This is a genomic window from Streptomyces sp. NPDC001194 (assembly GCF_042896985.1).
Taxonomy (GTDB): Bacteria; Actinomycetota; Actinomycetes; order Streptomycetales; family Streptomycetaceae; genus Streptomyces.
The window spans coordinates 137,356-151,395 of the sequence record NZ_JBIAXU010000017.1 but is presented as its reverse complement, the minus strand read 5'-3'; the positions used below and the strand labels follow the sequence as shown (position 1 = coordinate 151,395).

Below are 14,040 nucleotides of genomic sequence, written 5' to 3'. Positions count from 1 at the left end.
GGAGAACGGGTGGCCCGGCCGATGCCGGACCACCCGTTCTCCGTCGGCTGCGACCGCTACTCGGGCCGCCCGGTGTAGAAGGCGACGGTGAGGTCCTTCACGAGCGCCTTGCGCTCGTAGTCGTCGAGCTCGACGAGCCCGCGCGAGGTCAGCCGGTGGACGGTGTCGTCGACCGCGTCCACGACCGAGGTCAGCACCGTGTCCCGGTGCTTGGCGTCGATCGCCGCGACCCGGCGCCGCCGCATGGCCTCGGCGACCTCGGGGGCGTACTCGATCCGGGTCGGCTGGGCCGAGTACACCTCGATCCCGACCGCCTCGGTCTCGGTCGCCAGCATCCGCGTCAGCGCGTCGCCGACCGCCTCGGAGTCGCGCAGCGTCGGGGCGTCCTCGTGGAAGGCGTCGGCGGGCAGCTGGGACAGGACCCGGGCCATGGCCGATTCGACCTGCTCGGCGAGGTACTCGGTGTGGTCCTCGACGGCGAGGGTGGCCCGGGCCGTGTCCTTCACCTGCCAGACGACCTGGACGACGACGCGCAGGGCGAGCCCGCCGGAGTCCACGGCGGGCATGGGCTCGCTGCGCCAGTGGCGCAGCCGGACGTCGACGCGGCGGCGGAGCAGGAGCGGGCTCACCCAGGTGAGCCCCGTACGGCGGACCGTGCCCCGGTAGCGGCCGAAGAGGGTGAGCACCCAGGCGTGGCCGGCCTTGGCGCGGCCGAGTCCGCCGAGCGCGAGGAGCGCGACGATGCCGAGGAAGGCGAGCGGGGGCCAGTGGGTGGCGCGCAGCCCCTGGTAGGCCCGGGGGGTCGCGCCGAAGGCCGCCACGAAGGCGGCCGGGACGGCCCCGGCCCGCCAGAGCACCGCCAGGCAGCCGCTGAGCGCGAGGGCGCCGACACCGACGCCGACCCAGCCGGGCAGCACGGGACCCCGGTGCTCGCGCAGCCGCTCGTCCCCGCGCGGCACCCGCCGCCCGGGCTCGGACAGCGCCGCGCGGGGCTGCGCGGCGGGGGCGGGAGCCCGGGTGGCCGCCGGGGAACGCGCCCCGGCCGGGCGGGACTCCGCGGGGAACGGCAGGTGCAGCGGCACCTCGGTGACGGCGGTCCCGCGCCCCTCCGCGATCCGCGGAAGATCCTCCGTGTCCCCCTCCGCCATCCCTCGCGCCACGGCCCGCGCGACGATGTCCCCCACCGCCGGCCCGGGGACCGCGCCGGGCCCGGACTCGGGCTCGACTTCGGCTGCCGCTGCGGCTGCGGCTTCAAGCTCGGCTTCGGATTCCGTCCCGTCGTGCGGCTGGGGTACGTACGGGACCTGCGCCGCGGGCTCGCCGGCGGGCGCGGCGGGCGGCCACGGCTCGCCGTACCGCTGCGCGGGGCCGTCCGCCCCGGGGCCGGCGACGGGCCAGACCTGGCCGAGCCGGGCCCGGTGGTCGCCCTGCGGCACGGGCTCGCCCCCGGCCGCGTCATGGTGCCGAGGGGTCCGGGGCCCGGCTTCGGCGTGCGGGGCGGCGGGAGCGCCGTATCCGTGCGCGGGGCCGTCGGAGGGCGGCTCCGTACCGGTACCGGCCGGGCTCGCCGGTTCGGCCCGCAGGCGGAGGGTGGGCACCGCCGGGTGCGAGTGCGCCGCAGGGGCGGGTACGCAGAGCGGCTGCTCGGGCTCCAGGCCGTACTCGGCCCGGTCGCCGGCCCCGGCCAGCGCGTGCACCGGCTCGGGCTCGAACCGGATCCGGGCCGCCGGGACCTCGCTCCGGGGACTCTCCGCGGCCGGCCGCCCGTGCGGCAGGGCGACCATCACGGCCGGAACCCCGGCGGCCGCCCGCGGGACCGGGCGCTCGGCGCCCGCGGCCGCGATCACGGCCTCCGGAGCGCCGTCGGCCCCGGCCCCGGAGGGGGCCGGAACCGCCGCACCGGGCGCCTGGTCCGCCGGAACGCCGGGCTCGGGAGCGGCGTGGGCCGCGTGCGGCGCCGGGACGGGCGCCACGGCAGCCGCGACCGAAGGCTCGGCCGCCGGCCAGGACCGGTCCACGGGTGCCGTCGCCGTCGCCGTCGGCACCGGCATCGGCATCGGCATCGGCATCGCGGGCAGGGTTTCGGCCGGAGCCTCGGACGGGGCCGGGATCACCGCCGCGACCGGGAGCGGAGCGGTGGGACCGGCCCCGGCCGGGACGTCGGCCCGCTCGGGCCGGGTCTCGATCGGGGCCGTCGGCGAGACCTCGGACGGGTCCGCGGTCAGGGCCTCGACCGGGACCTCGACCGGAGCCGGCGGGGAGTGGAGGGCAGGCGCGTACAGGTCGCCCGTGGCGCGCAGCGCCGGGGCTTGCGGGGGCGCGGGCGGGACCCGGAAGGTGCCCGTCGTCGAGGTGGTGCGCGTGGGGTACATCGTTGCCTCCGTCATGCGAACAGCCGGCGCCAGGTTTCCGGGCCCGGGTAGCCGTTGGCCGCGGCCCCGCGCCACCCCTGGGCGCGCTGGAAGGCCTCGACGCTGCGACGGTCGGCCTCGCTCCAGCGGGGCCCCGGGCCGGACGTGTAGTTCTTGCCGAAGCCCTTCTTCACCAGCTGGCGTCCAAGGGCGGTGATGAACGGGTTCGAGGACCCGGGGCGGAACACCGACGGCCCCGGGTATCCCGGCACCGCGGCCGGGCCGCCGGGAACCCCGGCCGGGCCCGGCGTACCGGCGTGCCCCGGCGCGGGGACGGTGCCCGGTCTCGGGGGCGAGCCCGGGGCGCCCTCGACCGTGGGGCGGATGTCCTTGCCCTTGTGTTCGACCAGGAGCTGCCAGGTGTGCGTGCCCGGGACGCCGTCGGCGTCCGTGCCCGTCCAGCCCTGGGCGCTCTGGAAGGCCTGCGTGGCCAGCCGGTCGGCGTCGCTCCACGCCGTGTTGGCGCCCTTCGGGTAGAAGCGCCGTCCGCCCCGCTCGATGAGCATCCGGCCCAGCTGGGCGACGTGCTCGTTGTTCGCGCCCGGCCCGAACTGCGCGGCTCCGGGGAAGGCCGTCGGGACGGCCGGCTTCGGGTCGGTGGCCGCCGGGTCCTCGGCGAGGCCGGCGGTCACCCCGTTGAACCGGTAGGGGACGTACTTCGTCGCGTTGTTCCAGTAGCCGTACGGGGTCGCCCCCTTCCGCGTGTTCGGGCGGGTCTGCTCGTACGCGACGTAGTGCGTGCGCGTCTCGTCCACCCACCCCCCGAAGAGCACCACGTGCGAGCCGTTGGTCGGGTCCGAAGGGTTGTGGAAGAGCAGCATGTCCCCCGGCAGCAGCTCGTCTTTGGTGATCTTGGTGGCGAACTTGTCGAGGCTGCCGGTCCACTCGTTCGTACCAAGGTTCCAGGCCATCGAGACGTAGCCGGAGCAGTCCTGCCGGTACCCGTCCGACCAGTACGTGGACATGCTGTACGGGACCTTCGCGTCCAGCCACGTCTTCGCCCGCGTGATGATCGACGTCCGGTCGATCCGCTTGACGGCCGACGGCGCTCCGGGCATGCCCGCCGGCTTCGCCGGGGCCGGGCGTCCGTGCAGCGGGGACCGGCCGCCCTGCGGGGAGCCGGGGACGTCGAGGGAGACGGGCCCCGGTCCGGGGACCGGGCCGGCCGCCGCCAGGGCCGCCGGGCCGCCGCCGAGGACCACGCCCGCCGCGGTGGCCAGCACCAGCGCCCGGCGGGCCCCGCGGGCGGCCGGGTGGCCGCCGTCCCGGAGCGGTATGGCCCGCGCTCGGGCGAGGGCACGGCGGCGCTGCGCGCAGCCCGTGCAGGCGCAGTCGCCCGCGGGCTCGTACTCCTCGAAGGCGGGCACCGGCATCGGCATCGCTGCCGGCTTGATCGGCGCAGGCATGTGCACATGCGTCGGAGGCTGGATCGTCATGCGGTTCCGTCCACTCCCCTGCTCGTCGCTGGTCAGGCGGGCCCGATATCTGCCGGGGCATCAGATGCGGCTCGGCCCAGACATATCGTGCACGATAAACCCCTCAAACATGGGTTAATCGGACAAGGCGGGCGCGGCTGGTCACGAGCACCTCTGGAGGTGGGGTAGAGTTTTCTCTGTCAGCAGGCGCCGCTAGCTCAGTTGGTTAGAGCAGCTGACTCTTAATCAGCGGGTCCGGGGTTCGAGTCCCTGGCGGCGCACAGACAAGAGGAAGCCCCTCGCAGCGAAAGCTGCGGGGGGCTTCTTCGTCATGCGTCTCAGGCCGCCGCTCCGGGCCGGACCTCTCCCGTCAGGTAGGCCGACACGACCACGTTCGCCGTGTACTCCTTGGCCGCCTTGTCGTACGTACCCCCGCAGGTCACCAGCCGCAGCTCCGCCCGGCCCCTGATCCGCGGGCCGTACGCCCGGTCCGCGTCGAAGCGGGCCCGTTCGTAGACCCGTACGTCCTCGATCGTGAACTCGGCGACCGAACCGTCCATCCGGACCACCCGGACCCGGTCACCGGGCTTCGCCGAGCTCAGGCCGTAGAACACCGCCGGCTTCGAGGCGGTGTCCACGTGCCCGACCAGCAGCGCGGCCCCCGCCTCGCCCGGCTTGGCCCCGCCACCCCACCAGCCCACCGTGCCGGGGCTCTCGTACGGCGGCGGCTCGATCGCGCCCTGCGCGTCGAGGCCCCGGGAGACCACCGGCGCCCTGATGCCCATCGACGGCACGTCGACCCGCGCGGGCACCGACGCCGCCAGCGGGGTGTGCGCCGCGGGCAGCCCCGGCACCGGGAGCGCCGACCCGCCGGCCAGTGCGGACGACGCACTCGGCGGGACGCCGGTGATCTCGCGGCCCCACAGCCACAGGCCGAGCACCAGCACGGACCACGCGGCGAAGGTCAGCAGCCGCCCGCCGCCGGAGGACCTCGGCTCCCCCGGGCCCGTCACCGGCGTGCCCTCACTCGCCGCTGCGGCGCCGGCGCAGCGTCAGCGCCCGGAACGCGACGGCCAGGGTGGCCGCGGCGGCCAGCACGGCGCCGATCACGGTGTGCGGGAGGCCGGGGCCCTGGCCGCCGTGGCTCTTCTTGGCCGCCGCGGCCTGGTCCTGCGCCGCCTGGGCCGCCCGTACCGCCCGGTCCGTCGCCGCCAGTTCGGCGGACATCCCGCCGCCGCCCGCGTGGACGGGCCACACCGGCGTCTGGTGCGGGTTCGGCCGGTCGCGGTCCCGGTCCTTCTCCCGGTCGTCGCGGCGGCGGACCACCTCGACGGTGCCGCGGATCCGGTCCTCGCCCCCGTCGCACTTCACTTGGACGGGGTGCCAGCCGGGCTGGGCGTGCGAGCTGATCATCGCGTCGCCCGAGAGCGACTTGTCCCCGTCACGGCCGGAGGACAGGTGGACCTCCGACACGAACACGGCGGACTTGGCCGTCGCCCATTTGTCCTCACAGCCGTGGACGCGCAGCTTGACCTGCGCCCCCGGTTCGGCCTGGCGCGGATCGACCGAGACGCTGCCGCTTTTCTCCTCGCCGGCCGCCAGGGCGGCGGGCGAGGACACGGCGGTGAGCGCCGTCAGGGCGACGGCCACCCCGGTGACACGGAGTGCGATCAGAGCAGTGCGCATGGTGAACCTCCTCATCAAGGAGGTTCACGCGCGGCGCACCGCTCCGCATCCGGAGCGGTGTGCGCTTGACCCGTTCGGATCAGACGAGATCGACCAGGTCGGCGATCGAGTCGACGGTCTTGGTCGGCCGGTAGGGGAACTTCTCGGTGTCCGCGGCGGAGGTCAGTCCGGTCAGCACGAGGAAGGTCTGCATCCCGGCCTCCAGCCCGGCCAGCACGTCGGTGTCCATCCGGTCGCCGATCATCGCGCTGCTCTCGGAGTGCGCGCCGATGGCGTTCAGGCCGGTCCGCATCATCAGCGGGTTGGGCTTGCCGGCGAAGTACGGCTGCTTCCCGGTCGCCTTGGTGATCAGTGCGGCGACGGCGCCGGTGGCGGGCAGCGGGCCCTCGGTGGAGGGGCCGGTCTCGTCCGGATTGGTGCAGATGAAGCGGGCGCCCGCGTTGATCAGGCGGACCGCCTTCGTCATCGCCTCGAAGCTGTAGGTGCGGGTCTCGCCGAGGACCACGTAGTCGGGCTCGTGGTCGGTCAGGATGTAGCCGATGTCGTGCAGGGCGGTGGTCAGTCCGGCCTCGCCGATGACGTACGCGGTGCCGCCCGGGCGCTGGTCGTCGAGGAACTTGGCGGTGGCGAGCGCCGAGGTCCAGATGTTCTCCACGGGGACGTGGAGGCCCATGCGGGAGAGGCGCGCCTGGAGGTCGCGCGGGGTGTAGATGGAGTTGTTGGTCAGGACCAGGAAGGGCTTGCCGGATTCGCGCAGCCGCTTGATGAAGGCATCGGCGCCGGGGATCGGGGTGCCTTCGTGGATCAGGACCCCGTCCATGTCGGTGAGCCAGGATTCGATCGGCTTGCGCTCTGCCACTGGATTGTTCTCCGCTCTCGGTGGCCGGACCTCTGACCTGTGACCGCAGGCCTGTGACCTGTGGTCTCTACCACCCTATCGGGGCCGGGCCGCGGACGACGAGGGCGTCCACAGCCCGGACCCCGGACCGGTGTGCGCGGGTCAGCCGAGCTCGACGTCGTCGACGGTCCAGTACCAGTTGTTGGTGCCGGCGTAGCGGAAGCGGACCTGGACGTCGGTGGCGCCGGCCGGGACCTGGAGGGTCAGGGACTCCGCCTTGGCGACCGCGTCGGCGGTGTAGCTCTTGACGACCGTCGGAGCGCCGCCGTTGTAGGAGACCAGGACCTGGGCAGTCTGGCCGGCCTCGTGGTGGTAGTGGGTCTGGAAGGTGAGGTTCTTCGTGGTGCCGCCGGTCACCGCCCACTTGGGGGTGATCAGGGTGGAGTCGTAGGAACCGGTGTGGGACTTGTCGTCCCACTCGTCGGAGTCGGCGACGGCGAACACGTCACGGGAGCGGACGTTCAGCTCGCGCCACTGGTCGCGCTGGGACTGGCTCCAGAACTCGTCGGTCGCGAAGGCCCAGCCGGCCCACTCGGTGACACCGCCGGTGCCCATCTTGGAGTTGTCGATCGACCAGCCGGCCGGCGGGGTGTGCGTGAAGCCCTTCACGCCCGCCGGGATGCCCGTCTCGTCCACGCGGGCCTGGAGGTTGGGCCGCAGGGTGTCGAACGGGTCGTTGTCGTCAGGGGCGTTCAGGGGGATGCCGTCGATCGCCTGGCCGGGGTCGACGCCGACCTGCGCCATGGCGGTGGCCGCCACGTCCACGAGCTTGACGTCGCTGCGGACCGAACCGGCCGGGATGCCCGCGCCCTTGGCGATGACGAAGGTGCCGCGCTCCTGGATGGTGGAGCCGCCGTGGCCGCCCGCGTCGGTGTGCCCGTGGTCGGTGGTGACCAGGATCTTCCAGTTCTCCTGGGCGTACGTGGGCCGGTTCTGCACGGCGGTGAGCAGCCGGCCGACCATCGCGTCGACGCGGCCGATGGCGTCGAGGTACTGCTGGCTGGCGGCGCCGTACGAGTGTCCGGCGCCGTCGACCTGGCCGAAGTACACGAACGCGGCGTCCGGGTTCTGGCCCTGCAGTTCGGCGGAGGCCGCTGCGGCGATCTTCGGGTCCTCTGTGCCGTAGCCGTCGCGGTCGCCCTTGAGGGAGAGGCGCTTGTCGACCTTGGCGGAGAAGACCGGGCCGCCCGCGTCGGTGGAGGTGAGGGGCTCCCAGTCGGCGGCCGCGTAGGTGTTGAGCGCCGGCTTGGCGTTCTCGATGCGGGTCAGGAAGTCGGGGTAGGCCGTGTAGTTCTTGCCGGTGAAGGTGTTGTCCTTCACGCCGTGCTTGTCGGGCCAGACGCCGGTGGCGATGGTGGACCAGCCGGGGCCCGAGGAGGTGGCGGCCATCGGGTTCGCGTAGAGGGTGCTCTTCGCGGTGAGTCCCTGGGCCATCAGACCCTGCAGGTTGGGGGCGTTGGCGGCCTTGACGCGGTCCAGGACCGTGCCGTCGATGCCGATGACGAGGACCTTGTCGGTGGTGGTCGCCGCGGTGGCGGCCGTGCCGGCGGTGGCGGTGTGGGCGCCGAGGGCGGTGGCGAGCAGGGCCGTGGCGGTGGCGGTCACGGCGAGGGCGCGTCCTGACAGGACAGTGGGCACGTACTCCTCCGGGAGTAATCGTGGGGAAGGCGCGGGCGGGCTTGCGGGTGGAGGTGCGCGGGGTCCGGACCGAGGGTGCGGTCTTTGGTCCAGACCCGTTACGCAAGCGTCACTTTCCTGGTCGTGGGTGACCAGGAGGCGACCAATCAGCTGCCGGTTGCCGACTTCCACGCGTCGACGTAGCTCGCCAGGTTCTTGTCGATGTCCGCCCAGTCCGGCTCGAAGATCTCGACACCGGTCATCAGCTTGGTGAGTTCGACGGCGTTGGCGTCGGTCGGCTTGACGTCGGTGCGCGCCGGGAAGCCGCCGCCGACCTCGCTGACCAGCTTCTGGGCCTCCTCGCCGAGCATGAAGTCGAGGAGCTTCTTGCCGTTCTCGGTGTGCGGGGCCTTGTCCACCAGGCCGGCCGCGTACGGCAGGGCGAAGGTGGTCGGCTTGGCGCCGTCCTTGGCCGGGAACCAGATGCCCAGGTTCGGCATGGACTTGGACTGCGCGAAGTTCATCTGGACGTCGCCGTTGGCGACGAGCAGCTCGCCCTTGTCGGTCTTCGGCGCGAGCTTGCTGGTGGAGGAGGACGGGCCGACGTTGTTGGCCTGGAGCTTCTTCAGGTACTCCAGCGCCGGCTCCTTGCCGCCGAAGTCGTGCATCGCCTTGACAAGGACGGCGGTGCCGTCGCCCGCGACACCCGGGGTGGAGTACTGGAGCTTGCCCTTGTACTTGGAGTCCAGCAGCTCTTCCCAGGTCTCGGGCGCCTCGGCGAGCTCCTTCTTGTTGTGGATGAAGCCGAAGTAGTTGTTGACGATCGAGGTCCACTTGCCGTCGGCGGCCTTGTCGACGCCGTTGACCTTCTCGGAGCCCTGCGGCTTGTAGGCCTGGAGCAGGCCCTTGCCGTCCGCCTGCTGGATGAAGGGCGGCAGGGTGACGATCACGTCGGCCTGGGTGTTGGTCTTCTCGCGGACGGCGCGCTGCACCATCTCGCCCGAACCGCCCTCGACGTACTTGACCTGGATGCCGGTCTTCTTGGTGAACTCGGCGAAGACCCTGTCGTACCAGCCGTCGCCCTTCTCGCTCTTGAGGCCGTCGGCGCTGTAGACGGTGACGATCTTCTCGCCGCCCTTGGAGTCGGCGGGGGTGGTCGAGCCTCCGCATGCGGTGAGGCCGGCGGCCAGGGCCATGCTGCCGGTGACGGCGGCGGTGACACGGAGCGACGTGGCGTTTCTGGACATGGGGAAGAACTTCCTTACGGGGGAAAGGGAGTCAGCGGTAGGTGGCTCTGGTGCGAATGCGGGAGACGGCCAAGAGGACCAGCAGGGTGGCGGCCATCAGGACCACGGCGACGGCGGACCCGCCGAAGAGCGAACCGCGGTCGGTGGCGGTGAAGATCCGGACGGGGAGGGGCATCCAGTCCGGCGGGTAGAGCATCATCGTGGCGCTCAGCTCGCCCATGGACAGGGCGAAGCAGAGTCCGGCGGCCGCCGTCAGCGACGGCAGCAGGAGGGGGAGCTTGACCCGCCACAGCACGTACGCGGGACGGGCGCCCAGGGAGGCCGCCGCCTGTTCGTACGCGGGGTCGAGACGAACGATGGCGGCCGAAACCGACTGGTGGGCAAACGCCGTGACAAGAATCGTGTGCGCCAGGATCACGATTGAGCTGGTGCCGTTGAGCAGTACCGGGGGCTTGCTGAAGGCGACCAGGACGGCGAGGCCGACGACCACGGACGGCACGGCGACCGGCAGCATGAACAGGGCGTCCAGGGACCGCTTCCCGCGCCGCTTCAGCCGGGCGCCGGCCAGCGCGGCCCAGGTCCCGACGGTGAGCGCGAGCAGGCTCGCGACGAGGGCGGTCACCAGCGAGGTGGTCAGCGCCTGGAGGGATTCGCCCTGCACGGCGGAAGCGTAGTTCCCGGTGGTCGGACCGGAGGGGAAGGCCCCTGACCAGTGGGTGGAGAACGACGCGGTCACCACGACGAGCAGCGGCATGGCGAAGAGCGGCAGGAAGAGGAACCCGAACAGGCCCCAGGCGGCCCAGCGGCCGGTCTTGCTATGCACCAGCACGCTTGCTCACCACCCGGTAGAGGCCGAACAGGCCGACGGAAATCGCGATGTTGACGACGGCGACCACACAGGCGGCCGAGTAGTCGGACTCCAGGATCGCCTTGCCGTAGACGAGCATCGGGAGGGTGGTGACGTCCTTGGCCCCGGTGAACAGCACGATCCCGAACTCGTTGAGGCACATGACCAGGACCAGGCTGCCGCCGGCGGCGAGCGCCGGGAGGGCCTCGGGGAGGATCACCCGCCGGATGATCCGGGCGGGCCCGGCGCCGAGCGAGGAGGCCACCTCCAGCTGCGCGGTGTCCAGCTGGGAGAAGGCGGCGAGCAGCGGGCGCATCACGAACGGCGTGAAGTACGTGATCTCCGCGAGCAGTACGCCCCACGGGGTGGTGAGGAAGTGGAAGGGCCCCTCGGCGCCGCCGCTCACGTCGGTCCAGAGCCCGTTGGCCATGCCGACCGTGCCGTAGATGAAGAGGAGGGCGAGGGTGATGAGGAAGGAGGGGAAGGAGAGGAAGACGTCGATGAACTTCGAGACGGCCCTGGCCCTGGGGAAGGGGACGAAGGCGATGATCAGCGCGAGCACGAAGCCGAGGACGAGGCAGCCGACGGTGGCTCCGGCGGCCAGCCAGACCGTGGTCCCGAGCGCCTCGCGGAAGGAGTGCGAGCGGAAGACGGAGGCGTACGCGTCGAAGGCGCCACCGCCGTTCTCGGGGCTGAAGGACTGCTGGACGACCAGGGCGAGCGGGTAGAGGAAGACCAGGGCGAGCGCCGCCACGGGCGGCAGGGACCACAGCCAGCCGGGCACCTCGCGCGGTGCGCGCGCGGTGTGGGCGGCCGCGCCGCCGGAGGCTCCGGGCGGGCCCGCCGCCCCGCCCGGCGCGGAGCCCCGTACGGTCCGCTGCCCGGTCCGCACCGGGTGCGGGACGGCGGGGGCGGCGGCGGGTGCGGGTGCGGGTGCGGGGACCTCAGCCATCGGAGACCCCCGCCGACAGCAGCACGGCGTCCCGCGGCTCGAAGTGCAGGGTGACGCGGTCGCCGAGCGCAGGGGTCTCGCGCAGCTCCGGCAGGTCCGCCTTGATCCGGTGTCCCTCGACGTCCACGTACAGCCGGTGCGTGGAGCCGCGCCACTGGACCTCGGTGATCGTCCCGCTCAGCGCGTTGGGGCCGGCGCCGAGGCCGAGCAGGTGCGGCCGTACGCACAGGGTCGCGGTCGCGCCGGGGACGGCTCGCCCGCGGTCCAGCTCCAGGGCCCGCCCCGCGAAGAGCGCCCCGGACTCGGCGACGGTCACCGGCAGCAGGTTCGCGTTGCCGACGAAGGACGCGGTGAACTCGGTGCGCGGCGCCCGGTAGAGCTCCTGCGGGGTGCCGCAGTCCTGGAGCCGCGCCTTGTCCATGACCGCGATCCGGTCGGCGAGGGTCAGCGCCTCCACCTGGTCGTGGGTGACGTACAGGATCGATACGTCGGGCAGTTCGCGGTGGAGCCGGGCCAGTTCGGCGAGCATCCCCGAGCGCAGCTGGGCGTCGAGCGCGGACAGCGGCTCGTCGAGCAGGAGCACCCCGGGCCGGATCGCCAGCGCGCGGGCGATCGCCACGCGCTGCTGCTGCCCGCCGGAGAGCTCGCGCGGATAGCGCTTGGCGTACGCCGCCATGCCGGTCATCTCCAGCGCCTCGGCGACGCGCCCGGGTATCTCCGCCCTGGGGGCCTTCTGCGCCTTGAGGCCGAAGGCCACGTTGTCCTCGACCCGCATGTGCGGGAAGAGCGCGTACTGCTGGACGACCATGCCGATGCCGCGCTTGTGCGGCGGCAGCGCGGTGACGTCACGGCCGCCGATCAGCACCCGGCCCGCGGCCGGCCGTACGAAGCCGGCGACCGCCCGCAGCGCCGTGGTCTTGCCCGAGCCGGAGGGGCCGAGCAGCGCCATAACCTCGCCGGGCTCGACGGTCAGGTCGAGGCGGTCCAGCACGGTGCTGCCGCCGTACTCGACGCTGACCCCCTCGAAGCGGATGCCGCTCACGCCGACTCCGTCAGGGCCGCGGGCAGGTCGGCGATCGACTCGAGGACGTGGGTCGCGCCGTGCCCGGTGAGCGCCGCGCGGTCGTGGGCGCCGGTGAGGACGCCCGCCACGATCCCCGCTCCGGAGCGGCGGCCGCAGAGCATGTCGTACGCGGTGTCGCCCGCGACCACGACGTCCCGTACGTCGTCCGCGGCGCCGGTGCGCAGGAACGCGGCCAGCACCATGTCCGGGTGGGGGCGGCCGCGGCCGCCCGCGTCGGCGGGGCAGAGGGTGAGGTCGGCCAGGTCCTGCCAGCCGAGGGCGTCGAGGATGGCGTCCTGGGTGACGCGGGCGAAGCCGGTGGTCAGGACGACGGTGCGGCCGTCGGCGCGGAGCTTCTCGATGGTCCGGCGGGCGCCGGGGATCGGTGCGATGAGCCCGCCGTCGACGAGCTCGCCGTACGCCTCCTCGAAGGCGGAGTTGGCGCGCCGGGCCAGCTCCTCCGTGCCGAAGAGGTGGCGGAAGACGGAGATCTTCGACTCGCCCATCGTGTCGCGGACGTACTGGAGCTTCGCCTCGTGGTCGGCGGTGCCCGGCTCGACGCCGATGCGCTCGGCGGCGAGCTCGAAGGCGCGCTCGACGAGGCCGCCGTCGGCGACGGTGGTGCCGGCCATGTCGAGGACGATCAGGCCGTGGGACCTCTTGTCGGCGCTGCTCGGGTTGCTCACGGTGCTCATGTTCCCTACCAGCCCAGTTCGTTCGCGGTGGTTTCGGCCATGGCGGGCGAGCAGGTCATCCCGCGGCCGCCGGGTCCGGTCACCAGCCAGACGCCGTCCGCCACTTGCTGGCGGTGGACGACACGGGTGGTGTCGGTGCATTGCGCGTACACGCCCGCCCAGCGGTGCCGGATCTTCGGCAGCGGGCGGCCCAGGAAGGATTCGACCACCCCGGCGAGGTACTCATACGGGTCTTCGAGGGTGTCGAACGCGAAGGGGTGCTCGTACTCGTGGGTGTCGCCGATGGTCAGTCCGCCGTCCTGGCGCTGGACCATCAGCAGCTGCATCTTGTGCGCGGCGGCGACGGGCGCCTGGGCCTGTTCGGCGTTGAGGAGGTCGAGGGCCCCGCTCCGGTACGCGGGGTAGTAGCGGAAGCTGTCGGCGTCCGCGATGGAGGTGGTGAGCTTCTCGCCGAGCGGGGCGGTCTGCATCATCTGGAGCCGGACGCGGCGCACGGGCAGGTCGGGGACCAGCTCGCGGACCAGGCCGGAGAGCCAGGCGCCGGTGGCCAGGACGACGGCGTCGCCCCGGTGGACGTCACCGTGGTCGTCGCGGACGGCGCCGTCGCCGACGACCTCGCGCACCTCCCGTCCGGGCAGGAAGGTGTACCGGCCGCTCGCCCGGAGGGCCTCGCGCAGGTGGAGCTGGGCGGTGCGCGGCTCGACGGCCGCGTCCCGCTCGCACCACAGGGCGGCCTCGAAGGTCCCGCGCAGGGCGGGGTTGATCTCCCGGGCCCGTGCGGCGGTGACCAGTTCGTAGCCCCGGGCCGCGGCGTCGGGGCGGGCGGCGGCCGCCTCGGCGACCGCGTACTCGCGGGCGTTGCGTACCGGGGTGAGGGAGCCGATCGCGCGGAAGCCCAGGCCGGGCACCTCCGCGCCGATCCGCTCCCAGAGCTCGCGGGCCCGCAGGGCGGTTTCGAGCTCCTCGCCCCCGGCCCGCCCACTGACCCAGATCTGACCGAAGTTGCGCAGCGATGCGCCGCGGGCCTCGGCCTCCCGCTCGATCTGGACGACCTCGTGGCCGCGTTCGACTGCTTGCCAGGCGTGCATGGTGCCGACCACGCCGCCTCCGACGACTATGACTCTCACGTGCCCCACGGTGTCCGCGGCCCGTGGACCGGGAGGGTCGGGGCGGCAACGGGACGGTGAACAGGCCTCGACGCTTGGACTA

General features: G+C 73.2%; 12 protein-coding genes and 1 tRNA gene. 1 reads left to right on the top strand and 12 read right to left on the bottom strand.

Annotated features, from left to right (window positions below):
- Positions 1-56: 56 nt before the first annotated feature.
- Both ACFY1T_RS27935 and ACFY1T_RS27930 read right to left on the bottom strand, forming a co-directional pair.
- Entirely contained in the window at positions 57-2,372 is a 2,316-nt protein-coding gene (locus ACFY1T_RS27935; RefSeq protein WP_390790602.1) for an SPFH domain-containing protein, read from the bottom strand.
- An 11-nt stretch (positions 2,373-2,383) separates the two neighbouring features.
- On the bottom strand, positions 2,384-3,784 hold the full coding sequence (locus ACFY1T_RS27930; RefSeq protein WP_390790629.1) for a peptidoglycan-binding protein: 1,401 nt from the start codon (positions 3,782-3,784) through the stop codon (positions 2,384-2,386).
- Positions 3,785-4,033: 249 nt separating this feature from the next.
- Here ACFY1T_RS27930 and ACFY1T_RS27925 point away from each other — a divergent pair.
- Positions 4,034-4,107 (top strand) — tRNA-Lys (locus tag ACFY1T_RS27925).
- 57 nt (positions 4,108-4,164) lie between these two features.
- On the opposite strand, the gene ACFY1T_RS27920 is transcribed toward ACFY1T_RS27925, so the two are convergent.
- From ACFY1T_RS27920 to ACFY1T_RS27875, 10 genes are all read right to left on the bottom strand, one after another.
- Positions 4,165-4,839, bottom strand: coding sequence for a class F sortase (locus tag ACFY1T_RS27920; protein WP_390790601.1), 675 nt, complete (start codon positions 4,837-4,839; stop codon positions 4,165-4,167).
- 10 nt (positions 4,840-4,849) lie between these two features.
- Positions 4,850-5,512: a hypothetical protein gene (locus tag ACFY1T_RS27915; RefSeq protein ID WP_390790600.1), complete on the bottom strand. Its 663-nt coding sequence runs from the start codon at positions 5,510-5,512 to the stop codon at positions 4,850-4,852.
- Positions 5,513-5,591: 79 nt separating this feature from the next.
- Positions 5,592-6,371 carry an HAD-IIA family hydrolase gene (locus tag ACFY1T_RS27910; protein ID WP_030866406.1) on the bottom strand — a complete coding sequence of 260 codons (780 nt, stop codon included), beginning with the start codon at positions 6,369-6,371 and terminating at the stop codon, positions 5,592-5,594.
- A gap of 141 nt (positions 6,372-6,512) precedes the next feature.
- Positions 6,513-8,048, bottom strand: a complete 1,536-nt coding sequence (locus ACFY1T_RS27905; protein WP_390790599.1) for an alkaline phosphatase family protein — start codon at positions 8,046-8,048, stop codon at positions 6,513-6,515.
- 146 nt (positions 8,049-8,194) lie between these two features.
- The gene (locus ACFY1T_RS27900) at positions 8,195-9,274 is read right to left on the bottom strand and encodes a 2-aminoethylphosphonate ABC transporter substrate-binding protein (protein WP_390790598.1); all 1,080 of its coding nucleotides are present in this window, start codon (positions 9,272-9,274) and stop codon (positions 8,195-8,197) included.
- 31 nt (positions 9,275-9,305) lie between these two features.
- Positions 9,306-10,103: an ABC transporter permease gene (locus tag ACFY1T_RS27895; RefSeq protein ID WP_390790597.1), complete on the bottom strand. Its 798-nt coding sequence runs from the start codon at positions 10,101-10,103 to the stop codon at positions 9,306-9,308.
- The gene (locus tag ACFY1T_RS27890; protein WP_390790596.1) at positions 10,090-11,073 is read right to left on the bottom strand and encodes a 2-aminoethylphosphonate ABC transporter permease subunit; all 984 of its coding nucleotides are present in this window, start codon (positions 11,071-11,073) and stop codon (positions 10,090-10,092) included. Before ACFY1T_RS27890 ends, ACFY1T_RS27895 begins: the two co-directional genes overlap by 14 nt.
- Positions 11,066-12,115: an ABC transporter ATP-binding protein gene (locus tag ACFY1T_RS27885; RefSeq protein WP_390790595.1), complete on the bottom strand. Its 1,050-nt coding sequence runs from the start codon at positions 12,113-12,115 to the stop codon at positions 11,066-11,068. Before ACFY1T_RS27885 ends, ACFY1T_RS27890 begins: the two co-directional genes overlap by 8 nt.
- Entirely contained in the window at positions 12,112-12,831 is a 720-nt protein-coding gene (locus tag ACFY1T_RS27880) for a phosphonatase-like hydrolase (protein ID WP_390790594.1), read from the bottom strand. Before ACFY1T_RS27880 ends, ACFY1T_RS27885 begins: the two co-directional genes overlap by 4 nt.
- 5 nt (positions 12,832-12,836) lie before the next feature.
- Complete coding sequence (locus ACFY1T_RS27875; RefSeq protein WP_390790593.1) at positions 12,837-13,958, bottom strand: TIGR03364 family FAD-dependent oxidoreductase; 1,122 nt, start codon at positions 13,956-13,958, stop codon at positions 12,837-12,839.
- Positions 13,959-14,040: the final 82 nt, after the last annotated feature.

Bases quoted from the DNA above. Each gene is read 5' to 3' on its own strand.
- ACFY1T_RS27930 (WP_390790629.1), bottom strand. From the start codon at position 3,784: ATGCCGGTGCCCGCCTTCGAGGAGTACGAGCCCGCGGGCGACTGCGCC.
- ACFY1T_RS27880 (WP_390790594.1), bottom strand. From the start codon at position 12,831: ATGAGCACCGTGAGCAACCCGAGCAGCGCCGACAAGAGGTCCCACGGC.
- ACFY1T_RS27935 (WP_390790602.1), bottom strand. From the start codon at position 2,372: ATGTACCCCACGCGCACCACCTCGACGACGGGCACCTTCCGGGTCCCG.
- ACFY1T_RS27915 (WP_390790600.1), bottom strand. From the start codon at position 5,512: ATGCGCACTGCTCTGATCGCACTCCGTGTCACCGGGGTGGCCGTCGCC.
- ACFY1T_RS27890 (WP_390790596.1), bottom strand. From the start codon at position 11,073: ATGGCTGAGGTCCCCGCACCCGCACCCGCACCCGCCGCCGCCCCCGCC.
- ACFY1T_RS27900 (WP_390790598.1), bottom strand. From the start codon at position 9,274: ATGTCCAGAAACGCCACGTCGCTCCGTGTCACCGCCGCCGTCACCGGC.